Origin of the sequence: Candidatus Protochlamydia phocaeensis (assembly GCF_001545115.1) — a bacterium.
GTDB classification, from domain to species: Bacteria; Chlamydiota; Chlamydiia; order Chlamydiales; family Parachlamydiaceae; genus Protochlamydia_A; species Protochlamydia_A phocaeensis.
This window is the reverse complement of the sequence record NZ_FCNU01000002.1, coordinates 120,137-146,574: the sequence shown is the minus strand read 5'-3', so window position 1 is coordinate 146,574 and position 26,438 is coordinate 120,137. Positions and strand designations below refer to the sequence as shown.

Here is a 26,438-nt window from a genome sequence, read left to right as displayed (position 1 = left end):
GCGTGCCCACTTTGCTATCTTGATTCAATGGCTATCCAAACAAGTGCCGAGCTGAGTATAATCGACGGGCGCATGCAAGTCAAAGCTAAAGAGACTTGCATACGCCCATTCTATTATTTCGTTCGTGCTTTCTTAGAAGGCTGCGGTGAAGCCGCCTCGGTAGGGCGGGCTTGCATTTTCTTTGTCGTATACCACTGTTGGAGGATGCCTAATAACATGGAAAATAGCCAATAAATATTCAATCCAGATGGGAAGTTATAAAACATAACGGCGAATACGGCGGCCATCATGGTTCCCATTGTACGCTGCTGGCGCTGCTGGTCTGTCATCAGCTTTGGATCTTTGGGAGCTGTAGACATCAAGCGTTGCTGCAAAAACATGACTAATCCTAATAGGATCGGCAATAGATGGAATTCCGTGCCAATAAAGAAAATAGGACGGCTCCAGCTGAATAACACATCAGGGGCTGTCAAATCATCAATCCAACCGGGAATGAAAGAGGCTCCACGAAGGGCAAAGCTTGACTTTAAGAGATCGAACATTCCAATTAAAAAGGGCATTTGGATAAGCAAGGGCAAGCAGCCGGAGGCCGGATTGACTCCACGTTCTCTATAAAGAGCCATGATTTCCATTTGCGCCTTCTTGGGGTCTTTTTTATACTTTTCCTGCAAGGCCGATACTTCCGGACTGATCTGCTGCATGCGGATCATGGACTTTGTCGACCACGTGTTAAGCGGATAAAGCATTAAGCGCAAGCTGATGGTCAATAACATGATCGATAAAGCCCATGAACCCGTTATATAATGGAAAAAGTTCATGAGAACGAGCAAAAATTTGGCAAACGGCTCCGAAATGAAAGTAAACCAGCCATGCATCGTCTGGCAGGCGATGTAATCGGGATTATAGCCTGTGGCTGGATCAGAATACTTCTTATCGATCGCTTTGAGGATGTCGCTATCGAAAGGCCCGGCAAAAAAGCGGAAGGTCATTGTTCCGCCTTGCGACTTCAAGGGTAGCAAAGTCATGTATCCAGGCATATCTGCCGCTTTATAGCGTTGGTATTCTTCATCAATCTCTACCAGTCTTGAGGGAGCCGCATTGCCTGAAATGAATTGAACCCGATAGCCAGGATCAACTTCCTTAATAGGATCCATGATCATACCTAAGAAACCATTGGAATTGCAGATCCAATCAGGATAAGTGGACGTTACCGTTAAGGCATCTTTAGGCAGATCAATTTTCTCGACTTCAGCCTTCTGATTACGGGTAATGCGATATTTCAAAGAAGGGGTAGGAGCGCCGGAGATCCATTCCACTTCGGGAATGCCTGACGTCAACCATAATCCTCTTCCATCGCCTTCAATTTTAATCGTTAAATGAAGGCAATAAGGAGCTTCTTCCTTAGAGTCGCCAAAAGAGTAGGTCTTTGTAATGCGCCGGTGATTTTGGACGGCTTCAAAAGTAATCGAACGTTCATCAAAGTGCTTCACGTCAAAATTCAGTTCAGCAAGCTCAGGGTATTCGGATACAATATTAAGGGCGTAATATTGAGCGGGAATTTTGACGCTCTTAAAGGGAGGTTTCTCAATTAAATCCCGACGTAGTAAGGGATAATATCCACCCAGCTTTCCTTGCTCATGAAAAGTAAAAGAATCGGAATTCGAAGAAGACGGGGTATAATAAGGGTGGGCCGGAAAGTAAGCATTATAAGGATGATTCTTGACCATATCCCGGTCAAATTCAATTTCCCGCACAACGCTTTGTGGATTATCCTTGGTTTCAAAGGGAAGGTTGATCTCAGCTAAGGCGCCTCCGCGGCTAGAAAAAACGAACTGCTGATAAGCGTTTTCCAATACGTAAAATTTCTCTTCTGCTTTTTTGTTCGAAGGCTGGCTAGGCGTTTGGATAGGCTGTATATACTGTGCCAGTCCATTTGTATCTTGCAGGCGTACGAATTTTTGCTGCTCTGCTTCATAGAGTCCGACTGGCAGATAGCCTCGGTTCGTTTTTAAAAGAGCAATGGCCAAATAATGAGGAAAATGCTCTTTTGCGTGACCATTAAAAAAAGATAAATCATGGCGAGGAAGAGAAAAATGACCATCTGTATATTCTCCCAAAGTCACGCCAAAAGGATGGCGGGCATCTGGATGGAACGAGACTAATTGCAGATCATATCGCCCAAATTCCGGTAAGTGGCCAATCGGCATAGAAGCAGCCTCTTTTGAACTGGCTCCGTAAAGGGCAGGAGCGCCTACTCCTGGCTGATGATAAATCAGGGTATAGGCGATCAATTCATCATTAGAATCTAGTGCATAGATATGGGAAGGGAGATCATCTGTCCATGAAAGAGTAAGAATTTGATCGCCGTCTGCAATCCCCCCTGCTAAAAAGTTTTGTTTTTGCTCGTCGCTATACAGCTTGACGAGGGGAAGCATATCAGGATTTGCTGTTCGCTGGCCAATTTCTTCTTTAACTCGCTCCTCTTGCCGGGCTTTTTGAGCTTGTTGCTGAGCGAGCCATTCTTGTTTTGTCTGGGCGTTTTGCTGTTGAAAAAAGAGATTAAGTCCAAATAAAGTAAGAGAAAGAGCTACTACAAACAGGATCGTGCGTTTATCCATGAGCCAATTTACCTTTAAAGTGTTAAAATCAAACATTAAAAGGAATAAATTACCATATTAACGATGAAAGTGACAAGAAAAATGGCGCATTCTGAAGATTTGGTAAAGTTTAAAAAATAGCTGACTTTTATAAAAAATAAGCAATGAGTTTTTTAATTGGCTTTATTTTGAAAAAATCTTCTCATTTGATCAAAAGATTGATATGCTAACGATTTTGTTTAAGAAATGTATTAAAACCGCTAATAGCCTAGATTCGAGAGGCTAATTTGAAATATAGGTCATTAGCGGTTTTAAGGCATTTTCTAAGAAAATGTCTCTAAAATTCATAAGTGTTTGCTAAAAGCAGGCTTTAGGCTTCCAAAAAAGCAAAAACGCGTTTAAAGCAAATATTGATCAATTTAGGGACGCTTGTTAAAGCACGGTCATTTAAACCTTAAAGAAGGGGCTAATATGAATTTAAATGGTTTTTCACATTCCTCCCTAACTATCGATCATGGTAAACAAAATTTATTATTAGAGCCAGAAGACGTCAATCAGCAGACAGATGAAGGGAGTATCATTGAAGAAAAAAAAATTACTGAAACGCTTGGTGGCTGGGTTCGCGTCCTTAATCAAAGCTTGTCGGAACTAGATTTTTTTCATTATGAAAATTCAACGGAAAAAGGGATTATTACTCGCATAGCTTTGTATATTTGTCCTGAAGCATTTGCCCATATTAGAAAAACCTATCTTTGCCTAAGTTGCAAAAAAGGCCATGCTGACCGATTAAAAAATCTATTGGCAGAACATTATAAAAAAGAAGCCATGGTTGAAAGAAATACAATATATTCGGGTATAGGGGAAGTAAGTTTTTTTCTAGAACGAACGTATCAAGACTTTACTTTACAAGGCTCTAAAGAGGAGTTTAATACCTTTTTAACAATCATTTCCAATGTGGCCTTGATCGGAGATGACGCTATCCCGGGTGATGTGGAAAAGCAATTAAAGGGTAAGCTTGGCTTTTCTCTTAAGAGTGATTCATCCATCTTTTGAAAAAAAAGGTTGAGATGGGAAGAAATTTGAAAATAATTTTTAGACTAACTATTTTCGGCAGAAAGATAAGACATAGAGGAAGAGCATGGAACCGCGCATTTTAGGGGATTACAACATTATCAAGCCAATTGGACAAGGAACTTTAGGGACCGTTTTCTTGGCAGAGCACCGTTTCATGAAGCGCCAATATGTATTAAAGGTTCTGCCTGAAGAACTGGCTTCCGACCGGAGCTTTATCCAGCGCTTTGAGGAAGATGTGGGAGCATTGGCTGCATTGGATCATCCCAATATCGTTAAGGTCTACAATATTTCTTTCGCCCAAGGAATTTATTTTCTTGTGACTGATTGCATTGTCGATGAGTTGGGCGAGACGACCAACTTGGCCCAATACATAATGGGACTTGGCCGTCCGCTGGAAGAGGAGGAGATTTTTTATTTATTAAAGCGCATTGCCGATCCGCTTGATTATGCACATGCCAAGAAGGTGGGAAATAGAGAGCTTGTCCATCGCAGCCTAAAGCTTAATAATATTCTCATTGGAAAAAGAAAACAAGGACTAGACGTTTACTTGTCCGATTTTGGGCTTATGCGGATTATTGGGCCAGGAGCTGTTCTAACTAGAACATATAAAAATGTTGCTGAGGCTTTGGGGATTGGACTCCAAATTGTTGCGCAAAAAGCTGGGCAGGACCGTTATCCTAATCCTCCTCTGGATCAGCAAAAACTGATTCCTTTGCATACTTCATTTTTACAAAACTATGCCTTTCTCGCTCCGGAACAGAAGCGTTTAGATTCTCCTTATCCTGTTGACCATAAAGCCGATATTTATGCGTTTGGCGTGTTAACCTATTTCTTGCTTTTCAATGAATTGCCGGAAGGGATTTTTGAGATGCCGTCTGCTAGAAGGGGATGTCGCTATAACTGGGACAGTTTATTACGCCATTGTTTGCAGAATCATCCGTCCAAACGCCCCGACAGTTTAATGGAAGTCCTAGACTCTATTAAGCAACCAGAGAAAATTGCGGTGGCTAATGTAGGAATAGATTTTGTTGAAGAAAGAGCGGGCAATCTTGACGCGGCACCCATGAAAATTTTTAAAGAAGAGCCCAAGCAAACGCAAGAAGAACAGCTTCCTGTCCAAATGGCAGCAAAGTATGCTGTTGCAGCCGAGTCTGTGAATTTACAGCCAGTGGCAGCTCTTGCTAAGCCGGAGGAGGGCGTCCATCTGGAAGAAGAAGTGGCAGAAAAGACTTTAACGCCCGTCTTGCAGATGCCGCAACTAGAACGCCCTCAGCATGATTTAGATCCAGGCGCCATTTTTCAATCGACTGCGTCTGTTAAAGTATATAGCCCAGAGCGCAAAGATGTGACAAATGTCAAACCGATTCTGACTGATATGATCGTGATTCGGGGAGGATCATTTTATCGGGGAAGCCATGATGGAAATCGCGATGAAATGCCTCGCCATCAAGTCAACTTACCGAGCTTTGCGATTGATATTCATCCAGTTACAAACGAACAGTTTGTTCGTTTCTTAGAGGTGATGGGGGGAGAAAAAGATAGTAATCATAACGATATTATCCGGCTGCGCGATTCTCGCATTAAGCGCAGCGGCGGCAAGCTTAGTATAGAGTCCGGGTATGCGAAGCATCCTGTCGTAGGCGTGACATGGTATGGAGCGATCGCCTATGCGAAATGGGTAGGAAAACGGCTCCCAACCGAGGCTGAGTGGGAAATTGCGGCGCGTGGAGGGAGCGAGAATGTGCTTTATCCGACAGGGGATGATATTGAGAAAACACAAGCTAATTTCTTCAGCTCCGATACAACGGCTGTCATGAGCTATGCAGCAAATGGATATGGACTATACGATATGGCGGGAAATGTCTATGAATGGTGCCATGATTGGTATGGTTATAATTATTATGAAGTATCGATTCAGGAGCCTGAAAATCCTCCCGGGCCTCTGCAAGGAGTGTATCGCGTATTAAGAGGAGGGTGTTGGAAGAGCTTAAAAGAGGATTTGCGTTGCTCTAGAAGGCACCGGAATAATCCTGGCACGGTTAACGGAACGTATGGGTTCCGCTGTGCAACAGATGTTCAAATCTCGTAATTTTAGGCGGAAATGAAAAAAACAGCTCGTATTATTTTTGTCTGCATGGGAAATATTTGCCGCTCGCCTGCTGCCGAAGGGATTTTAAAGCATTTAGCTTCCCATCGTCCTTCGCTGGATATTTATGCCGAAAGTTGTGGAATAGGAGATTGGCATATCGGCCAAGCTCCTGACAGGCGTATCCAAGAGGCTTCGCGTGCGAGGGGGATTGTCCTGACAAGCCGGGCCCAGCAATTTCAAAAGTCTTTTTTGGACCACTTCGATTATATTCTAGCTGCAGATAAAGAAGTGTTGAAATTTCTTTATCATTACGCTAAAACACCCGAGCAAAAAGCGAAAATGTATTTAATGACAGAATTTAGCTCGACTTATCAAGGGCAGGAAGTCCCCGATCCTTACTACCAGTCAGGAGGCGCGTTTGAGCTTGTATTGGATATGTTAGAAGATTCTTGCGAAGGGTTGCTGAATCATATCGAAGAACTAGAAGAAAAGCGATCTTCGTGATTGTCAAATACTCCTTTTTCCGCTATGATTTTTCTTCTTCTATTCATCTAAAGTTTAGGTATTAAATGAAGTTGCTGTTATCCAAACCACGAGGCTTTTGTGCAGGGGTTGAAAGAGCCATTGAGACTGTTGAGAAAGCTTTGCTGCTTTGGGGCGCCCCCATTTATGTCAAACATGAAATTGTTCATAATCGGCATGTGGTACAAGAACTTAGAGATAAAGGCGCTATTTTTATTGAAGATGTGAATGATGTCCCTGTGGGGGCCCGCTTAATTTATTCTGCCCATGGTGTGTCTCCGGCCGTAAGAGAGCAAGCTAAAGCACGCCAGTTAATTGAAATTGATGCCACTTGCGGGTTGGTCACACGCGTCCATTCGGCAGTCAAGCGTTTTGCTTCGCAAGGCTATCAAATTGTCTTAATTGGGCATCGTCACCATGTCGAAATTATTGGAACAGCAGGGGAAGCGCCTGATGTGACCACCATTGTAGAATCTGTAGACGATGTGAAAAATCTTCAATTTTCAGAAAATGAAAAATTGTTTTATATTACGCAGACGACTCTTAGCTTGGATGATGTCAAAGAGATCACACAAGCCCTCATGGCTAAGTATCCTCATATTGAAACATTGCCCAGCTCCTCTATTTGTTATGCCACGACCAATCGTCAAATGGCATTAAGAGAAATTACAGACCAAACGGATTTGGTTTTAGTTGTTGGCGATCCGCAAAGCTCTAATTCTAATAGATTAAGAGAGGTTGCTTCTACAAGAGAAATTGAGTCGTATTTGATTAATGATGAAAAAGAAATCCAGCCGAGCTGGCTGATTGGAAAGCAAACTATTGGTTTGACAGCAGGGGCTTCTACTCCAGAAGAGATTGTACAAAAATGCATCCAACGTTTAATTGAGTTAGGAGTAGATGAAGTGGAAGATATTGTTTATACCCATGAGGATGTTGTCTTCCAATTACCAAAACCAATCGTGAATGCACGATTTAGTATTGCTTAATTCTAGAATTTATTGTTAGAGTGTATTTTATAAAGATCCCTGAACCATTAAAAATCATTGAGAGGACATATGCGCAAATTTATTTTGACACTTATGGCGTCTCTTCTAAGTTGTTCTGCTGTTTCTGCCTTCTGGCCAGAGGCAACAGATTCCTCATTGGAAGTCGGCGTTGGCTATCGTAGAGACCACTTGAAGTGGAAAACTCACGTAGATACTTTTGGATCTTCTTATTCTTCAGATGAAAGCGGCTCTGTTCCTTTTGGTTTAAGCTCGGATTTGAAGTGGAAAAATCTTCAAATTTGGCAAATCGAAGGACGCGGCAAGTACGTCACTTGCGATAACATCTATTTGAGAGCAAGTGGAGATTACGGTTGGATCTATCACGGCAAAAATACAGATTCTGATCATGTTCGTTTTGAGAGCGGCTCTCCTATCGAGTTTTCTCGTTCTCATGCCCGTACACGTGGTCATGTCTATGATGCCGATGTTGCTGTTGGATACCAATTTAAAATGTGTGATGATAGCTTATCTATCACACCATTAGTTGGTTATTCTTGGAAAGGGCAGCATTTAAGAGACCGCCATCTTAGAATAGACAGCGTATCTGATGGCAGCTATAGTGATGATATCGTTTTTGCTGCAGCGCCTAACGAAGCTCGCAGCAGCTATTATTCCTACAGCGACTATAGCTATGATTACAGCAGCTATAGCGACTACAGCTACAGCTACAGCGGTCGCTTACACAGCAAATACCATACACGTTGGAATGGACCATTTATTGGTTTCGATCTTGACTATCGTCTTATGTGCGATTGGACACTCTTCTTAGACTATGAATTCCACTGGGCATGCTACCATGCAAAAGCTCGTTGGAACTTGCGTCCTGATCTTCCAGATGGATTCCACCACCGTGCTAGAAATGCCTATGGTCATGTCGTTGATTTCGGTGTGAAGTGGGATTTCTGCGATTGCTGGACATTGGCTTTAAAAGGCAAATGGCAATATTTTGAAGCCCGTCGTGGACGCGATCGTGCTTTAATTGTTGATGATAGCTTTGGCGATGTCAAGACAAAATGCTACGTTTCTATCCCACTTAGAAAAATCGAATGGTGTTCTGGAAGCGTTTCTGTTGATTTAGGAATGGTATTCTAAGATAGCCCGTGCTAGCAATAAGCTAGCATGAGTGTGTTAAAGTTAAAGAGAAGAAGGTTTTCCTTCTTCTCTTTTTTTTTATCCGTGTTCCGAATGACAGTAGGAGCTCTAACATTTTAAAGCTTTGATTTTGTAGAGATATCACTTTATTCTTTTTTATATTCTTATTTTATTTAGTTTATTATCAATGCAAAATACAAGATAAATTAAATCGATATTTTTTAATTATTTTTTAATAAAAGATGTGATATTAAAAATAAATTTATCGTTATTTAGTTTACTTGCTTGCAATCAAGCATGAGGAATAAAGTTTTAAGAATTTTCTGTTTTTATATCCGTCAAAATTTAGCTTGTCATGCGCGTTAAATCATCTTTTATATAAACTGCAAGCTATCATTGAATCAAATGTGTGGCTGTTCCGATGAGGACGTTTTAATTCTGTTTTATTATATAATTTAAGTTCGGAATGACTAACTAAGAGCCAAATTTATGGCTAAAGTTATTACAACTCCCATCACTTTTAGTTCAAAGCCTAAATCTGTAACAGCATGAATCTTTTTTGGTAGAAGAGTTGACACTTGGCTAACCATTGTTTTGGTTGTTCTTCGAAAGCGTTTAAGGTTCTGCCAATCTTCAAATAAATGAGGCCTGCAGAAGTTGGTTTTACACTCTATTATGACTCCAATGCCTCGTTTTTAAGCTCTTCTTTCTTTTCATAATTTGTATCCTATTGACCGTCAAGTCGTAGAAATATTCTTTCTTGCTTGTGCTATAGCCTCTGCATGCTTCTCTTTCCTCAATCTGAATAGGGAGACATCCCTTAATTGGGAAGCTATCTGCCATACTTCTTTAGATAAGCCCAAAAACTGCCTCTGTTCATAAGCAAGATCATGCCGCGTTTGAGTATTAATTCCGTGCAATCTTGCATTTAACTGATGTTTACTTAGTCTTTTATCAATATGGCGGCTGCCTTTAAGGCTTTATGGGCTCTTTCAATATTGCCATAAAAAACCAGTTGTCACAAGGCTCGCAAGCCTGATTTCTGCGAGAGTCATTTTTACATTTGGTCAATCTTAATGATCTCTTCCTTTAAAAAATCATCGCAGAACTATAAAGGCTATCATTTGCCTTTCAGTCTTGGCTTCTCCCTTAATTATCTTTTTCGCGGTTGAAAATATTTTATGGTTGAGAGGCCTTTCTATTGTCTTAAAATCTATTTTAATTTCAATTGGTTATTCCGAGTCTTGTTTATATAATCTTTTGATTATTAGGTGTTTAAATTAATTGAAAAATAGGGTATAATAGGAATGAAATTGATTGAGGATTTGGTTGGGAAAAGGAGAATGCTTCGCTTAAAAGGTGTGAAAATAGAAGGCTTAAGAAAGCGAAGCGATAGGGGGCAGAATAGAGGGGGTAAGCCCTTTTAAAGGGAGATCTACCCTCTCGTCTGATTTAGATAGAACGGAAGTCAATTGGCTTAAGGATAATATCAGAATGGGACTATTGTTAATTAAAATCGCTAATAGTCTCTGGGGTTGAATGGCCTAAATTCCCCTTCTTTTCCCGTAGAGAAAAAATCATTTCAAGTATAGGGGCATCGGTTATTGACGATTCATTCTAATAGTCGATTAAAAAATTTAAAGATTTGAATATGTATCTGTTAAGGGAAGGGAGTTAGCTTGCTTTCCCCTCTTTAAGAGAGGTTGCTCTCTATTCTTTTTATGGTGGAAAGTGCTTAAATTTTAAGATAATTTGGATTTTAGCTGATTAAAAAGACAAGCGGAAAATATTTAAAATTAACGCGCATAAAAATGTTGTCTGGGAGACTTTTTTCTGCTATAATCCAGCTTAAATTTTTTTCTCTAAGTTCTTTTAATTTAAGGCAGATAAAACGTTGTGAGTAAATCCTATTCTCGCACGCCTAGGCATTATGATGGAACGCAATTGACGACTCATTGTATTAATGACGTGTTGCCAGCGGTTTTATCGAAAATTGGAGAGGCCTATCATCAAAGGCCGGATTTGATTTTGGCTATGTGGCCAGAAATTATTGGTCCTAAGCTTGCGGCTATGACGCAAGCCGTTTCTTTTGCAGATGGAATCCTTGTTGTGAAAGTTAAAAATTCTACTCTTCATAGTTTGTTGAGTCAAAATGACAAACCTCGCATTTTAAATCAACTTAGACAAAAGTTTCCTCAGGTTGAAATTAAAACCATTTCTTTTCGAATTGGCTGAGGAAAAAAAATCACTATTTAAGGTATTAGAATGTCTCAAGCTAAGATAAACTCAGATGAGTCCAAAACTCAAACGAAAGAATACAATGCTAGTTCGATTACGGTGCTAGAAGGTCTTCAGGCAGTCCGTGAAAGGCCTGGGATGTATATAGGCGATACAGGTGTCAATGGACTCCATCATTTGGTTTACGAAGTGGTAGACAATTGTATCGACGAAGCTATGGCTGGTTATTGTACTGCCATTGATGTCATTCTTCACAAGGATAATTCTGTCAGCATTGAAGATAATGGACGGGGAATTCCGGTTGAACGCCATGAAAAAGAATCGATTAAGCAAGGACGGGAAGTCTCTGCTTTGGAAGTAGTCATGACCATCTTGCATGCGGGAGGCAAGTTTGACAAGGATACTTACAAGGTGTCGGGCGGTTTGCATGGTGTCGGAGTATCTTGCGTAAATGCCTTGTCAAAGAAAATGACTGTACAGGTCTATAAGCAGGGAAAGATCTACGAGATAGAATTTTCTCAAGGTCGTGTCGTCCGTCCGGTCACTGTCATAGGAGAGACGACGAAACGCGGAACAAGAGTGTGGTTTTGGCCTGACGATGCAGTCATGGCGGTCACTGAATTTGACTATGATATTTTAGCTAAGCGTTTCCGAGAGTTGGCTTTCTTAAATAAGGGAATTAACATTTTCTTCCGAGATGAAAAGCATTCCGATAAAGAAGATGTGAATTTTTGTTATGAAGGGGGCTTGAGCTCTTTTGTCAGCTATTTGAATGAAAACAAAGAACCGCTTTTTCCTGCGCCTATTTATTTTCAAGGAACACGTCCTGGCGATGATGCGCCAATTGAGTTCGAAGTCGCCATGCAATGGAACGATGGTTATACGGAAACCATTTTTTCATATGTCAACAACATTCCGACACGCCAAGGCGGATCCCACCTGACAGGTTTTTCAACGGCACTAACGCGAGTATTGAATAATTACATTAAAAACCACAATCTTCTCAAAACCGATAAAATTTCCATTAGCGGAGAGGATATGCGGGAAGGCTTGACAGCTGTTATTTCTGTCAAAGTAGCCAATCCGCAGTTTGAAGGCCAGACAAAGCAGCGTTTAGGCAATAGCGATGTGGGATCGGTTGTTCAACAGATTGTCGGGGAAGAGCTGTCCATCTTTTTAGATGAAAATCCAGCTTTGGCAAAAATGATCGCTGATAAGGCAATCATAGCTGCCCAGGCGCGCGAAGCGGCACGCAAAGCGCGTGAGCTGACGCTGCGGAAATCAGCTTTAGACAGTGCCCGTTTGCCAGGTAAGCTAACAGATTGCCAGGAAAAGAATCCTGCGCTTTGCGAGATTTACATCGTCGAGGGGGATTCGGCCGGCGGCTCTGCCAAATCAGGGCGTGACAGGCGTTTTCAGGCCATTTTGCCCATTCGCGGTAAGATTTTGAATGTGGAAAAAGCGCGCCTGGAGAAAATCCTTCAAAATAATGAAGTGGGGACAATGGTTGCTGCGTTAGGATGTGGGATTGGAAAGGATGGTTTCAACCTAGACAAATTGCGCTACCATAAAGTCATTATCATGACTGACGCCGATGTGGACGGCTCGCATATCCGCACCCTTCTCTTGACTTTCTTTTATCGCCATATGCCGGCATTGGTGGAGAATAACTTCATTTATATTGCCCAGCCGCCTCTCTACCGTGTGACGCGCAAGAAAACAAGCCGTTATATTCATTCCGAGCGTGAAATGGACGATTATTTGCTTGAGCTTGGGCTAAGCGATATCCGCATCAAGCTGCCGGGCCAGCAAAGCGATTTGAGCCCTGAAGAGGTGAAAAAGCTTGTTGAAGGGATATTAGAAGTTGAAGATTTTATTTCGCGCATTGAACGCAAAGGCATTCCATTTAGAGAATTTCTGGCCCTTAGAAATGGCGCTGGCCAGCTGCCGCGCTTTCAAATGAATTTGGTGGATGGACCGCGCTTTGCTTATTCTGAAGACGAGTTTGTTGCTTTAAGACAGTCGGAAGAAGAAAGCCAAAGAAAGCGCCATCAAGAAACATTAGCTTCTATTCCTGAAGAAGAAATTACAGAAGAAATGCGCACTTTCAAGCCAGGACGCCTGCACTTTATCGAATTATATGAAGAAGGTGGATTGGAAGAAATGATCAATCGGCTTCATACTTATGGATTGGAGCTTAACAATTACTTAATCGGCAATAGCCATCAAATTGACGTAACAGAGGAAGGCGGAAAAATCCATCCTTTCCATACGTTGCGCGAATTAATCGAGTTCTTGAGAGAAAATGGACGCAAAGGCATTGAAATCCAGCGTTATAAAGGTTTGGGCGAGATGAACGCCGATCAGTTATGGGAGACGACGATGGATCCGGCTAAACGAACGCTGATCCAAGTCACCTTACCGGATGTCATCGCCGCCGACCATATGTTTACGATGCTAATGGGAGAAGATGTGCCTCCCCGACGAGCGTTTATCGAGCAGCATGCATTGTCAGTTAAAAATTTAGATATCTAAGGCAATAAAGAGAAGAAAGTTTACAAATAAGTAAGAAAAGCGGCTTAGGGTATACTTGCACGCTTGGATATCCGGAAAAAGAGGTTAATATGTCCTATACGAAAGACGAAATCATTGTTACGCGGAATGTGGAAGATGAAGTAAAGGATAGCTATTTGCGCTATTCCATGTCTGTAATTATTTCTCGCGCTCTTCCGGATGTGAGGGATGGTTTAAAGCCCTCCCAACGACGTATCCTATACGCCATGCGCCAGTTAAACCTGGGTCCAAATGGCAAGCACCGTAAGTGCGCCAAAATCTCGGGTGATACTTCCGGTGACTACCATCCGCATGGCGAGATGGTCATTTATCCTACTCTGGTCCGCATGGCCCAAAAATGGATAATGCGCTACAACCTGATTGACGGACAAGGAAACTTCGGTTCCGTCGATGGCGATCCTCCGGCTGCTATGCGTTATACGGAAGCCCGTTTAACGACAGCGGCTGTCCAATTAATGGACGATTTGGATAAAGATACTGTTGAAATGGCTCCTAACTATGACGAGACGAAAAAAGAGCCAACAGTTTTCCCTTCCAAATTTCCCAATTTGCTTTGCAACGGATCATCCGGTATTGCCGTTGGAATGGCGACCAATATTCCTCCTCATAATCTCAATGAACTTGTTAAGGCGACGCTGCTCTTATTGGATGATCCGACAACGAGCATAGACGAGATTATGAAGGTCATGCCTGGTCCTGATTTTCCAACAGGCGGCATTATTTGCGGCTACCGAGGCATTAAGGAAGCTTTTCATACAGGAAGAGGCAAGCTCATTTTACGGGGCTTGATCCGTATAGAAGAAAATGAAGACAATCCAGACAAGCAGCGGCTTGCCATCGACGAGATTCCCTACAATGTCAATAAGTCGCGCCTCATCGAGCAAATTGCAGAATTGATTAACAATAAGACCATTACTGGAATTTCGGACCTGCGCGATGAATCGGATAAGGATGGGATGCGTATTGTCGTTGAACTCAAGCGCGGCGAGGTTCCGGAAGTTATCATCAATCAGCTTTACAAATTCAGCGATCTCCAAATCACGTTTGGTTGCAATATGCTGGCTTTGGATAAAGGCCTGCCTCGCATAATGAATGTCAAACAGCTCATCGCCGCTTGGATCGAGCACCGCATCGATGTCGTTCGCCGCCGCACGCGCTTTGAATTGAACAAGGCCGAAGCGAGAGCGCATATTCTGGAAGGCTATTTAAAAGCGATTGACCATCTCGACGAAGTGGTTAGACTCATTCGCGCTAGCCAAAACCGCGATGAAGCACGTTCGCAATTGATGGAAAGGTTCCAATTTACAGAGCGTCAAGCAAATGCCATTTTAGACCTGCGCTTATACCAACTCACAGGCTTGGAGCGGGATAAAATCAACGAGGAATACCAAGATTTGCTGAAGAAAATTGAGTATTTCCGAGCGGTTTTGGCAAGCGAAGCGATGGTAAGGGGCATTATTAAAGATGAGCTGCTGGATATTCAGAAGAATCACAAATCTGAACGTCAAACGCGTATCATTGCCGCTGAAAGCGAAGTGAATATGGAAGACTTAATTGCCAATGAACCTGTTATTATCACAATTTCTCAAGATGATTACATCAAGAGAATGCCCGTTGATACATTCCGCGAACAGCGACGAGGCGGTCAAGGCGTGGCAGGGATGCAGCTGAAAAAAGAAGATGATATAATTAAGGGCTTGTATGTTGCCTCGACCCATGATCATCTGTTGATTTTTACCAATTTAGGACGATGCTATTGGCTGAAAGTCTGGCAAATTCCTGAAACGGGAAGAAAATCGAAGGGCAAGCCGCTTATCAATCTGCTGGAAGATTTAAGGCCTGAAGAGAAAATTGCTACAATCTTACGCGTTTCGGCCTTTGACGAAGAGTCGTGCATTCTCATGGCCACCAAGCGCGCAGTAGTCAAAAAATCGATGCTGACTGATTTTAGCAACCCGCGACGCAAAGGAATTTGGGCGCTGGATATTGACGAAGGCGACGAGGTTGTGGCAGCACGCCTTGTGAAGCCGCAGCAGCAAATCATGCTCTTTACCTATAAAGGAATGGCAGTCCGCTTTGATGAAAGCAATGTCCGTCCGATGGGCCGTATGGCGCGAGGGGTTAAGGGGGCGACTTTGCGCGATGAGAATGATTTCATTGTAGGCTGTGAAGTCGTCAATGGCGATGAATCCATTTTAGTTGTCTGCGAGAATGGTTTTGGCAAGCGGTCCCATGTCGAAGATTTCCGTCAGACCAACCGCGGAGGCGTAGGCGTTAGATCGATCATCACAAGCGAAAGGAACGGCAATGTGGTCGGAGCAATCTGTGTAACGGACAATGATGGCGTTGTGATGATGTCATCAACTGGGCAAACGGTCCGCATCCGCATGGCTGACTTGCGCGTCATGGGCCGTAATACACAAGGCGTCAAGCTTGTTAACTTGCGTGAGGGCGATTATTTGGTTGCTATCCAGAAATTAGAGGGAAGTGAAAACCAAGATATTGAAGAAAAGACTGTCGAGACGCCAAGCGCCGATGAAGCAACGGATGTCGATGCCGCTGAAGAAACCGCTGATTTATTAGAATAGCCCAAGAAATATATGTCATCCTTATCTAGAGGACATTTTATTACAATTGAAGGGGGAGAGGGATCCGGTAAGTCTACTCTTCTCAATCAATTGGCTGATTATTTTGTGCAGCAAGGTTACGAAGTGGTAAAAACTAGAGAACCTGGCGGATCGAAGCTTGGCGAAACCATTCGCAGCTTGGTCTTGCAACGCGATGCTTCTCTTCAAATCGGAGATCAAGCAGAGCTGCTTCTCTTTTTAGCAGCACGCTCCCAGCATATAGAAGAGTTGATCAAACCTGCCTTGCAAGCTGGAAAAATTGTTATTTGCGACCGCTTCAATGATTCAACGATTGCTTACCAGGGAGCTGCCCGCGGCCTAGATAGCAGGTATGTCCAACGATTTTGCCAATTAGTCTGTGGCGAGATCGAGCCAGAGCTTACGCTTTTTTTGGATGTTGATCCCGAGATAGGTCTAAAGAGGACGCAAAAGCTGGACAAAGAACAGGCGGGGAGTGGACAGCTTGATCGAATTGAATCGGAGAAGTTGGACTTCCACTTACGTGTACAAGAAGCTTTTCGAGCCGCCGCCAGGCGCGAACCATTTAGAATGTATTGCATCAATGCCAATCGGTCTCAAGCAGATGTATTCAAAGAGGCTGTCCGGGCCGTCGACGAGTTGATTATTCTTCCAACCAGGAAAGAAAGGACATGATCCCAACCAATTTCTCCGCTTTAGTGGGGAATGAGACGATCAAACGCTATCTTGCCCATATGGTAGAAAAAGGAGCGATTGGAAACTCTCTTTTATTTACGGGGCAAGAGGGGATCGGAAAAAGCCTGTTCGCCCAAGTCTTGGCTGCTATGGTAATCGGCTTAGATGATCCGCAAGGAACGCATCGCGCTAAAATTGAAAAAGGGCAGCACCCCGATATTCACGTCTACCGCCCAGAAGGCAAGCTCGGCTTGCATAGCATTCAGACGATGCGGCAATTGAGCGAAGAGGTCTATTTGCCTCCTTATGAGGCCAAATGGAAAGTTTTTATTGTTCATGAGGCGGATCGCATGCTGACCTATAGCGCTAATGCCTTATTAAAAACGTTTGAAGAACCGCCCCCCTGCACGCTTATCATTTTGCTCAGCCGCTCGCAATCGGCCTTGCTGCCAACTATTCTTTCGCGTTGCCGTATCTTGCAATTCCAAACGATTCCACAAGCAACCATAGAGCAATTCCTTATCGACCGCCATCAGATCGATCCTCAAGCGGCGAAAAACTCTGCCCACCTCTCGCAAGGATCAATAGGGCGCGCGATTCAATTGATCGAGCATGGAGGCGATACACTGCGAAGCTCGCTTCTCAATCTTCTCGCACAAGGCGCTTTTTCCTGCTATAAATCCTTAAGTGAAGCTGTGGGAGAGTTGACGGCGCAAATTGAAAAGTCTAGAAAGCAGGCAGAAGAAGCTGCAAAAGAAGAGTTATATAAAATTCCAGCAGACCAGTTATCGGCTTTGCAGCAGCATAGTTTGGAAAAGGAATTAGAAGGGTTGTCTACCATGGCTTTCATTCAAGAAACCCAAACCTTATTCAACCAGTTTCTCTCTTGGTACCGCGATTTGCATGTTCTTTATCACGGCGGGGCAAGGGGGTATTTAATCAATCCGGACTATGTCCCGGAACTAGAACAAATTGGACAAAGGGGAAACCTGCCAGCTATCGAGCAGGTACAAAAAATGATCGACGAAGCCCAACTGGCTCTTCAACGCTCGACTTCCCTACAGATCTGCCTGGAGAACTTGTTTTTGAAGTTGGGCTATCTTTGACGGGCAAAAGAACCTGACTCTGGACATAGATGGGCTGGCAGAAGCTGGCTTAAAGTGAATGGTCTGACCTAGGGCATGTCCCTAAATTCATAACAATCTAAATTCGAAATGAGTTTTTCTCTTATAGAAAGGATTTGAATCTAGGAAGACGCCTTAGTTTTTAGAATTTCAGATTAGTCAATTTAATCTTTATCGAAATAGTCTTCTTGGATTAAAGAGGTAAAATCTTCGGTATGCTTGGAAATAAGGACTTCCGGCTCTTCTGCCTTGGCTTCTTTCTCTCCATTATCGTCAAAATACTGTTCATTTTGAATATGGGAGGTCAGATTGCCTTCTTGTGTTAAGAGAGTGTTTGTTGGTTCTTGATTTTGCTCTTCCAGTATTTCAGGGGAAGAAGGTTCAGTTTCAGGCTGAATTGAAGGAGCGGTTAAACGATTGGCGATGGCTTGCGCAACGCCCAAATTGATCAATCCCCACAGCGCTCCTGCAACAACTTCTTCCGGCGTATGAAAGCGAAGGGCTGTTTTATGCAGCATCAAAGCATCAGAAGCAACGTAAAGGTAAAGAGCGGCTTTTTTTAAAAGAGAAGGCTTGTCTTCCCCTTCAGCGCTTGTCACTCCCTTAGCAAGGATTGCACTGCTGACAACTTTTGTCATGATATGCCCCGAAAGATCAAAGGCGACCAAGCCGGCCTTCATCATGGCTCCATGCATGCCCGCTGTTCCTAAGCTAAGCCCACAGGAAAGTAGATTAAAGGCGAGTTCTTTTTTATCCAATGATTTAGCGGCTCTTATTACTTTAACTTGGAAGGAATCGGAAGAAGAATCTTGATAAACTCTTTGAGCTAAATCAACGAAAATAGGGGCAGCTGGTAAAATATACGCACAATTTTTAATTTCTATTTGCTTCAATAAGTTAAGTCCTTGCAGAACGGAAAGTCCTGCCTTGCTTCCCGCCAATTGCTGTATGGTTCCAACAGTGGCGCCTAAAACGGGAATGCCGCCAGTAATCGCCCATTGCTTCTTCCAATTGCTTTTTCCTTCTTCGGCCTGGATAAACTCGACTCTCTCATCTTCCACTAGAATCCATTCTTCCCCGTCAAGATTGACAATCGTCTCAATAAGCGTCTGTAATTTTTCTTGATCGGTCAAAATCTCGGCAGCTTGCTCTTTCTGTTGATCGGGAATGATCTCCCATTCCGCTTCGTCTAAAGAAAAGCAAGACGCCTCGTCCATTAAAGCAAGCTGATTCAATGCCTCTTGTCCCGCCTCTGTTGTTTTATCTTTTAGCTCTACCTTTTGTTCAGAAGAAGATAAAGATGCGGAGAATAAAGGAGATAAAGAAGAAGAAACAGAAGAATTCATAAAAAACCTATATAATATAATTTATTTATAAAAATTATAAAATATCTTTATTAATTTATTATTAAGATGTGGTTTTGGTTTTTATTTAAAAATTAATTAAAACAATTATTTTAAATTCAAAATTTCTTAACAATTCTTTTAATTAAAATTAACGGTAAAAATTTATTATCCATAGAAATATATAATTATTTGGATAATATGAATATTAGTTTTGCTAGTCATCAAATTGAGTCTTTATTAATTAATCAAAATCAAACCAATGAAGTTTTAAATTCCAAATTTAAACTAATTAGATTCAAAGAAGAGCTCCAAAAGCAATTTAGCCAGCTTAGTGAAATCCGTTATGAATCGACTAGTTATCAGGAGCTTTTTTATTTATATCAAAATATTCGTCAGCTTAGGCTTCATAACACTCAGCCATCCGATCAATTGACTTTAATTGAATTAGAGGAATTGGTTGGAAAGAAAGTGTTGCAAAGCAAATCGGCTTATTTTGGAAATTCCCTTAGCTGTCTTAAAAGCGTTCAAGCTCAGCGTGAGAAACAGTGGGCATTTTTTCTAAATATCCTGGGCCGTGGATTTAGGATAAAAGAGCCCTTTAGTGCATATGAAAATCTCATTAAAAAAGGAATAAGCTGGCAGACATGTCGGAGCGACTTTAATGCTAAATTGAAAGAGCAATTAGAGGATGAGGATGCAAAAAGAGTTATGTCGGTGGTGGAACGCACGTATGCCATCTTTAGGCAAATCCATCTTCAAGAAGAAAAGCTTATTTTAGACTATATGTCCGAGGCTATCTATGAGATAGAGGAAAAATTTAGCGTTTGCCATGAGAAGATAGAAGACAAGCTTTTGACCGGTCTGAATGAGTATGTAGTGGCAGCAAAGAAAGATGCTGCTTTTAGGGATATTAGAAACTTTTTTAATTTTTCCAGGACTCAATCGAAGACAAAAGACCGCCAGGCTTATCTTTTGCAAGGCATATGCATAGGAGCGACACTCAATCACATCAAAAATCAGTTAGAGGGAGAAGAACAGGATTCGATAGGCATGCAAATTTCTCCACAGGCGCGCTTTTATCAAGCCTGCCATATCATCAATTTGACTTTTCTGGATGTTCTTAATCCTAAGTGGCAGAATTTTGTATTGCGAAAAGCTTTTTTAAATCACCAGTTGGCTGAAGCTTCCCATTCCGAAGCAAAGGCTTTAACCATTCAGAAAGAAGAACTGGATGCAAGGTTTGCTGAATTCGAAAGAGAGAGGGAGCTAAATGCTATGCAAGCCATGTTTCCTTCTTCTCTTATTGATCAGCTAGAAATCAAATTCGTAGAAATCATCGGCTTTAATGGGGCTTTAATTAAAAAGAAAATTTCTACGGAAGCGTTTATTACCGAGGCTTTAGATAGGCTTGTCGAGCAAAATAAAGATGGACAGGCTCATTTTATTTTAAATCTCGAAGATAGTGTGACAAAGCATGCGCCTGAACCGGAAAGTCAATTATCTTGGGAACAGGCTGAAGAGAGAGCGCTGGCAATTTTAGGTGCAGACAGTCCTCCTGAAGTGCAAAGGCGCGTGCAGGCTGCTCTGCTTGATCCTGCTTTAGGATCGGGCCATGCCGTTTATATATCCCTTTCGGCTGATTATTATGAATTTCAAGATCCCAATGTCTCCGATTACAAAGGGCTTAAATCTTCAAATTTAGAGAATTTTAAATTGATGCTGCTGGCTTGGTTCTCCCGATCTCCTTACCAGACAATCGCTGGCCTCTATCGCGTTTTGCCGAAGGAGAATGCGTCTTATTTAACTAAGCAATAGTTTAGAATTTTTATTGCTAATTCAATTTGTGTTGCGCTATAAGACTGCCCTTTATTCCTAAAGGGCAGTATAAAGATGCCAGCCACTATTCTTGATGCATCCGATTGGATATCCGGTGCCCTGATGAGTGCAGGGGACGGTTCCTTTTTGCTTGGATATGGTCCTTGCCGCCTTGCCGCGTCGCGGCAAGAGCTAGATCCCGGTAGACCGATCTTTTATTTTCCCGATTTCTTTTTGCGGAGCGCTGCTCCTTGGATTCAATATGAAAAGTCACTGAACTTAACCTGGCATCAATTGGACAATGAGCTAAAAGCGATGGCAGGGGAAGAGCCGCTCGAATGGATCGTTGGCCATCGCGAATTATTCCAAGAAACTTTTCAGAGGCTTCAAGAAGCCTTTCAAAATGGCCTTTTAGAAAAGGCTGTGCCTTATACTTTCGCGTATTCCTCTTCTTACATGTCACTGGCAAGGTTGCAAAGATCCTTAAAAGAAGCGTTAGCCTATCTTCAATCCCGTCCCGGCTGTTTGTATGGCTATTGGAACGAGGAGGGCGGCCTTTTAGGGGTCACCCCAGAGACTCTTTTTTTATATGATGAAGGGCAGAGCCATCTTGTCCGGACCATGGCTTTAGCGGGAACAAAAAAACAGCAAGAGAAGGAAGAGCTGCAACAAGACGATAAGGAAAAGCATGAGCATCAAGTTGTTGTTAAGGGGATTTGCGAAGCTTTAAAGCCTTTTGGACGCATTCAAGTTGGCGAGAGGCAGTTATTGCCATTTTCTACTTTAAATCATTTGCTGACGCCTATCGAGGTTTCTCTTACGCAGCCTTTTGACTTTGATCAACTGGTCAAAGCGCTGCATCCCACCCCAGCTCTTGGCGCTTTTCCTCGTTTGGAAGGAGGAAAATGGCTGGAAAATTACCAGAAGCAATTAGATAGAAAGTTCTATGGAGCTCCTTTTGGGGTAATCGATCCCATTCACAAGCGGGCCTCTTGCTTTGTGGGGATCCGCCAAGTGCAATGGTCTGATCAAGGGATGCGAATTGGAGCGGGCTGTGGAGTGGTGAAAGGAAGCCGTTGCGAACAGGAATGGAATGAGATTCTCTTAAAAATTCACTCTATTCGGCAGTGCCTGGCTCTATAAGAATCCAGACTAGTGCATTCAACGGCAGTCTTTAAAAAGCTGTCCTAAAACCGCTAATAACCTAAATTTGAGTCCTTTTCCTTCTAGGGCGAAAATAATCTCAACCATAGGTTATTATGAATTTTAAGAAATTCTCGGTAGTCCTAAACTGGTAGTGATTTTAAGACGTTAGTAAGCTAAAGTATTTGCTCTAATATAGGAGCAAATACATGAACATCGCTTGCCCTCAATGCAGTGCGCTTATCGCTCGGAAAAATGGTTATACCTCAAATGGCAAATAAAAATTTCAATGTCTCTCTTGTTTAAAACAATTTGTGGAAGATCCTCAAAACAAGATCATACCGGCAGATACTAAGGAAAGAATAAGGAGATCGCTTCTAGAAAAAGTTTCATTAGAAGGGATTTGCAGAATTTTTGATGTAAGCATGCCATGGTTGCTTGAATTTATGCAGCAGACTTTCACGGAACTGCCGGATCATTTGAATGCGAGCGTATTAGCAGAAAATGATGATTTCGAAGTCTTTGTTCTTGAGGCAGATGAAATGTGGAGCTTTGTAGGGAATAAGAAAAATGATCAGTGGCTATGGCTTGTCATGCATTCACAAACAAGACAAATTTTGGCTTTTCACGTTGGAAAGTGCGATAAAGCTTCCGCTGAAGCATTGATGAATAAGCTTTCGATAGAATTTAAAAAAAAGCCCACTTTTACACAGATAAGTTTGCAGCTTACTACGAAGTTATTCCATGGAAACAACATAGCCCGGTTGGAAAAGAATCCGGAAAGACAAGCTATATTGAGAGATTTAACTGCAACATTAGGCAACGATGCGCACGATTAGTCCGAAAAAACCTGTCATTTTCCAAGAAAATTGAAAACCATATAGGGCTTATTAAGATGTTTATTTGTGATTATAATGATAATTTGAAATCACTACCAGTTTAGGACTACCCGGATACGGAAATTCATCTATCTATTGATGGCGGAGGCGGAACAAGAGTTTTTTTTTAAACCTCTCCTTCTAAAATGGGAAAATACTTGAGCGAGAGAGCAAGGGAAATCATTATTGAAGGCTCAGGCCCGCTAGCCAGTGTTGTTTATGCGACAGGCTTGTCTGCTTTAGGGTTTTATAGCGGTGATCTAAATACTTGCCTCTCTTTGAATGGATTGGCGATAGGTCATCTAAGCAATCTGTTGGGCTATGCGGCCTTAGCAATGATCGGAAATAACTATACAGAAAATGGGCAGACAAATGACTTTGCTCAGCTAAGGAAATTAGGCATCCACCCCATTTTTCCCATTATGGGCATCTCATTAGTCGCTGTAAAGATTTTTAAGGACGCTTTGGAGTATGGATTAGGCCGCTAGAGCATAATAGGATAACTTTTTAAGAAAAAATATTAAATTCATACTAGCTTATAATTAGCAATTCGACAATAGTCCGTTAGCATGAAGTTAGCAGGGGAGATCATCCATGATAACCAGCTTTAAAAATTATTTTTCAGATTTTATTCCGCGCATAGAATGGGGAGCGTCTCCTTCTCCTAAAATGACACAAATTGTCCAAACGGTAGAGGGCATTTCCCAGCTGCCTGGAGCCTATCTCCATGAATTGGGACATGCTATAACTGCCAAACTTCTATATTCTGGAACAGAAACGGATATCCGTCTTTCTATTTGTGGAGGAGGAGCCACAGAACTAGTTAAAGGCTTTCCTTCTAAAATAGGAAACTGTCTAAATGAGAGAACACGGGAAATCCTCATTCAAGGCGCGGGTCCTTTCATGTCGCTCATTTATGCAACGAGTTTATCTACTTTAGGTTTTTATAGCGGTAATCCTAACATTTGTGCAACCTTGAATGGGTTGGCAATAAGCCATTTAGGAAATTTATTTATCTATGCAGTCAAAGGAGCCTCAGGAAATCTTTTTACTCAGAATGGGCAGACAAATGATTTTGCTCGGCTGAAACGCCTGGGTATCCATCCCATCTTTCCTCTTATGGGCATCTCTTTGGTAATAGTAAAGGTCTTCAAAGAATCGTTCGATTGCGGATTAAATCACTCGATTTGAATATGATAACTCATTAAATGAATAACCATGAATACATTATTATTGCCCTCTCAAGAAGAAATAGAAACCCCTTTGAATAATCGTTTAGCGCTGCATATAGTAAAAGAAGCGATCCAAAAAGGGGTGAAGGAATTCTGCTTGTCTCCTGCCGCGCGCAATGCCCCGCTTGTGTATGCGTTGGCGAGCCTTTCGCAAATCAAAATTTATTATTGGCCGGAGGAACGTTCGGCTGCTTTCTTTGCGCTAGGACGGATTAAAGCCACAGGGCGCCCGGTTGCAGTGGTGACGACTTCCGGGACAGCGGCAGGAGAATTGCTGCCGGCTGCCATGGAAGCGTATTACACCGGACTGCCTTTGCTGCTTATCACAGCCGATCGTCCGCGGCGCTATAGAGGATCAGGCGCTCCGCAAAGCGCAGAGCAAGTCGGGTTATACACCTATTATGCGCATTACATGCAGGATTTGGAAGGAAACGATCTTTGCCAATTAGATAAGTGGTCTTGCGAAGGCCCTGCCCATCTCAATGTATGCTTTGAAGAGCCCAAAGATAGCGATTGCCAAAAGATCCAAGCAGACAATAATTTTCCTCGGACCACTTTTTCCTCTCCGGTCAAAACAGAGGATAGACGCCATTGGAATGCTTTTGAAGAATTTTTGGCTAAAGTCCATTGCCCTTTAGTCGTTGTAGGGGCCTTGCATCCAAGCCAGATCGAGAGGACGGTCTCTTTTCTCCTTGCTTTACAGGCGCCTGTGTATGCAGAGGGAATCTCGGGCTTAAGAGAGGACCCGCGCCTGGCCCACTTGCGCGTGACCGTCATTGACCGCATTTGGAGCTTAGCCGAAACGCATGGTTATCCGATCGATGGCATTTTGCGCATTGGCGGCGTGCCGACAGCCCGCTTATGGCGCGATCTAGAGGATAAAGCGGGCGCGATTCACGTGTGTTCGGTCAGCGAGCTTCCCTTTTCGGGATTAAGCTGGGCAGAGACCCTCTATACGCCGCTTAACCCGTTTTTCGAATGGGCTATCCAGCGAATAAAGAAGCCGGAAGGCGATTATCTTCCTTGGCTGCAGGCCGATCGCGCGGCCCAGCAGTTTTTGCAGCAGCTATTTCATGAAGAGCCTTTGGCTGAACAAAGCTTGATCCATGGCCTATCCACCCTTATTCCTGTCGGATCTAAGGTCTATTTGGGAAACAGTCTGCCTATCCGTGAATGGGATCAAGCGGCTATCTGGGAGCCAAAACAATACAAGATGGCGGCTAATCGAGGGGTCAACGGCATCGATGGCCAGTTGGCGACTTTCCTTGGTTATAGCACTTCAGAACAAGATAATTGGGCCATTATAGGCGATCTGACCGCTCTTTATGACATGGCTGCACCTTGGATTTCCTCTCAGATGCCGGACGTTTGTGCGAATGTAGTGGTCATCAACAACGGCGGAGGCCAAATTTTTGCCCGCATGTTTGCCCATGAAGCCTTTCGCAATTCCCATCAGTTGGAATTCAAGCCTTTGGCTGATTTTTGGAAATGGCGTTATGAAAAGTGGACCCGCATTCCGAATCAGCCCTCTCCTAGCAAAGGCGGCCGGCTGATTGAACTGCTTCCTGATCAGGCTGCAACAGACCGTTTTTTCAAAAAGATGAAATCATTATGGTAAACCCCTATTCTCTTTGGGCCATACCGGGTTTTCTGGGGTTGCCTTCCGATTGGTCTGACTTGGGCTTAGACCATTTAAAGGGAATCGACCTGTTTTCTTTTCCTTGGAGTGATTTTTCCGAATGGGCTCAGCAATTGAATGCGCGAGTGTCCAAGGAGAACGAACCAGCTATCCTCATGGGCTATTCTCTAGGCGGAAGGCTTGCCTTGCATGCGCTCATTCAAAATCCAACTCGATGGGCAGCAGGCGTGATTATTTCGGCGCATCCGGGGTTGGGCGATCCCGCGCTTAAGCAGCAGCGCCTTGCCCATGACGAAAAATGGGCGCAGCGTTTCGAAAAAGAACCTTGGAAAGAGGTGATCAAGCAATGGAACCAGCAAGACGTTTTTTTGCAGGATGCCGTTCACTTTCATAGAAAGGAAGAAGACTACGAGCGGCAGCGCCTAGCCGATTTACTGAGGAAAGCTTCACTGGGAAGGCAAGACGACTTAAGAGCGCTCATTCAAGCGTTGCCCATTCCGCTTTTGTGGATTGTCGGGGAAAAAGATCCGCGCTATTGTGCGCTTGCTCAAAGCTTAACGTTTAAGCATCCGCAATCGGTTTGCCTGGTTATTCCTGATGCCGGACATCGTACGCCGTGGGCGCAGCCCGAAACGTTTAAGATGGTGGTTCAAGCTTTTATGCAAACAGTGGGAGTCGAGAAAAAGAAAAAGGCCAAGGAATCAAATTCCTTGGCCTTTCAATGAAGGGCGAACGAGTAGTCGCC

General features: G+C 42.9%; 18 protein-coding genes and 1 pseudogene. 17 read left to right on the top strand and 2 right to left on the bottom strand.

Annotated features, from left to right (window positions below; genetic code table 11):
- Positions 1-113: 113 nt before the first annotated feature.
- The gene (gene yidC / locus BN3769_RS00595; protein WP_068466513.1) at positions 114-2,618 is read right to left on the bottom strand and encodes a membrane protein insertase YidC; all 2,505 of its coding nucleotides are present in this window, start codon (positions 2,616-2,618) and stop codon (positions 114-116) included.
- A 450-nt stretch (positions 2,619-3,068) separates the two neighbouring features.
- On the opposite strand from yidC, the gene BN3769_RS00590 reads away from it, so the two are divergent.
- The 10 genes from BN3769_RS00590 (at position 3,069) to BN3769_RS00545 (ending at position 17,622) form a co-directional block, all read left to right on the top strand.
- Entirely contained in the window at positions 3,069-3,650 is a 582-nt protein-coding gene (locus tag BN3769_RS00590; RefSeq protein ID WP_068466510.1) for a hypothetical protein, read from the top strand.
- 85 nt (positions 3,651-3,735) lie between these two features.
- Positions 3,736-5,760, top strand: coding sequence for a bifunctional serine/threonine-protein kinase/formylglycine-generating enzyme family protein (locus BN3769_RS00585; protein ID WP_068466508.1), 2,025 nt, complete (start codon positions 3,736-3,738; stop codon positions 5,758-5,760).
- Between the two features lie 12 nt (positions 5,761-5,772).
- Positions 5,773-6,264 carry a low molecular weight protein-tyrosine-phosphatase gene (locus tag BN3769_RS00580; protein ID WP_068466506.1) on the top strand — a complete coding sequence of 164 codons (492 nt, stop codon included), beginning with the start codon at positions 5,773-5,775 and terminating at the stop codon, positions 6,262-6,264.
- A 65-nt stretch (positions 6,265-6,329) separates the two neighbouring features.
- Positions 6,330-7,271, top strand: a complete 942-nt coding sequence (ispH, locus tag BN3769_RS00575) for a 4-hydroxy-3-methylbut-2-enyl diphosphate reductase (RefSeq protein WP_068466504.1) — start codon at positions 6,330-6,332, stop codon at positions 7,269-7,271.
- A gap of 69 nt (positions 7,272-7,340) precedes the next feature.
- The gene (locus BN3769_RS00570) at positions 7,341-8,423 is read left to right on the top strand and encodes a hypothetical protein (RefSeq protein ID WP_068466503.1); all 1,083 of its coding nucleotides are present in this window, start codon (positions 7,341-7,343) and stop codon (positions 8,421-8,423) included.
- Between the two features lie 1,896 nt (positions 8,424-10,319).
- On the top strand, positions 10,320-10,658 hold the full coding sequence (locus tag BN3769_RS00565; protein ID WP_068466501.1) for a DciA family protein: 339 nt from the start codon (positions 10,320-10,322) through the stop codon (positions 10,656-10,658).
- Between the two features lie 30 nt (positions 10,659-10,688).
- On the top strand, positions 10,689-13,196 hold the full coding sequence (gyrB, locus tag BN3769_RS00560) for a DNA topoisomerase (ATP-hydrolyzing) subunit B (RefSeq protein WP_068466499.1): 2,508 nt from the start codon (positions 10,689-10,691) through the stop codon (positions 13,194-13,196).
- A gap of 89 nt (positions 13,197-13,285) precedes the next feature.
- On the top strand, positions 13,286-15,823 hold the full coding sequence (gene gyrA, locus BN3769_RS00555; RefSeq protein WP_068466498.1) for a DNA topoisomerase (ATP-hydrolyzing) subunit A: 2,538 nt from the start codon (positions 13,286-13,288) through the stop codon (positions 15,821-15,823).
- Between the two features lie 12 nt (positions 15,824-15,835).
- The gene (gene tmk / locus BN3769_RS00550; protein WP_068466497.1) at positions 15,836-16,516 is read left to right on the top strand and encodes a dTMP kinase; all 681 of its coding nucleotides are present in this window, start codon (positions 15,836-15,838) and stop codon (positions 16,514-16,516) included.
- Entirely contained in the window at positions 16,513-17,622 is a 1,110-nt protein-coding gene (locus tag BN3769_RS00545; protein WP_068466494.1) for a DNA polymerase III subunit, read from the top strand. The genes tmk and BN3769_RS00545 overlap by 4 nt, the downstream gene beginning before the upstream one ends.
- Before the next feature lie 182 nt (positions 17,623-17,804).
- Here the strand turns inward: BN3769_RS00545 and BN3769_RS00540 are convergent, their stop codons facing one another.
- On the bottom strand, positions 17,805-18,986 hold the full coding sequence (locus tag BN3769_RS00540) for a hypothetical protein (protein ID WP_068466492.1): 1,182 nt from the start codon (positions 18,984-18,986) through the stop codon (positions 17,805-17,807).
- A gap of 198 nt (positions 18,987-19,184) precedes the next feature.
- Here BN3769_RS00540 and BN3769_RS00535 point away from each other — a divergent pair, with 198 nt between their 5' ends.
- The 7 genes and pseudogenes from BN3769_RS00535 to BN3769_RS00505 all read left to right on the top strand — a co-directional run bounded on the left by BN3769_RS00535 (position 19,185) and on the right by BN3769_RS00505 (position 26,418).
- Positions 19,185-20,801, top strand: a complete 1,617-nt coding sequence (locus tag BN3769_RS00535; protein WP_068466491.1) for a hypothetical protein — start codon at positions 19,185-19,187, stop codon at positions 20,799-20,801.
- A 75-nt stretch (positions 20,802-20,876) separates the two neighbouring features.
- On the top strand, positions 20,877-21,944 hold the full coding sequence (locus BN3769_RS00530; RefSeq protein ID WP_068466489.1) for a chorismate-binding protein: 1,068 nt from the start codon (positions 20,877-20,879) through the stop codon (positions 21,942-21,944).
- Between the two features lie 215 nt (positions 21,945-22,159).
- Positions 22,160-22,887: pseudogene (locus tag BN3769_RS00525) on the top strand (IS1 family transposase).
- A gap of 93 nt (positions 22,888-22,980) precedes the next feature.
- Positions 22,981-23,310, top strand: a complete 330-nt coding sequence (locus BN3769_RS00520) for a hypothetical protein (protein ID WP_154017758.1) — start codon at positions 22,981-22,983, stop codon at positions 23,308-23,310.
- 106 nt (positions 23,311-23,416) lie between these two features.
- A complete protein-coding gene (locus BN3769_RS00515; protein WP_068466485.1) occupies positions 23,417-24,013 on the top strand; it encodes a hypothetical protein in 597 nt (198 codons plus the stop codon).
- 27 nt (positions 24,014-24,040) lie between these two features.
- Positions 24,041-25,672, top strand: a complete 1,632-nt coding sequence (gene menD, locus BN3769_RS00510; RefSeq protein ID WP_068466483.1) for a 2-succinyl-5-enolpyruvyl-6-hydroxy-3-cyclohexene-1-carboxylic-acid synthase — start codon at positions 24,041-24,043, stop codon at positions 25,670-25,672.
- A complete protein-coding gene (locus BN3769_RS00505; RefSeq protein WP_068466481.1) occupies positions 25,666-26,418 on the top strand; it encodes an alpha/beta fold hydrolase in 753 nt (250 codons plus the stop codon). The genes menD and BN3769_RS00505 overlap by 7 nt, the downstream gene beginning before the upstream one ends.
- Positions 26,419-26,438 lie beyond the last annotated feature (20 nt).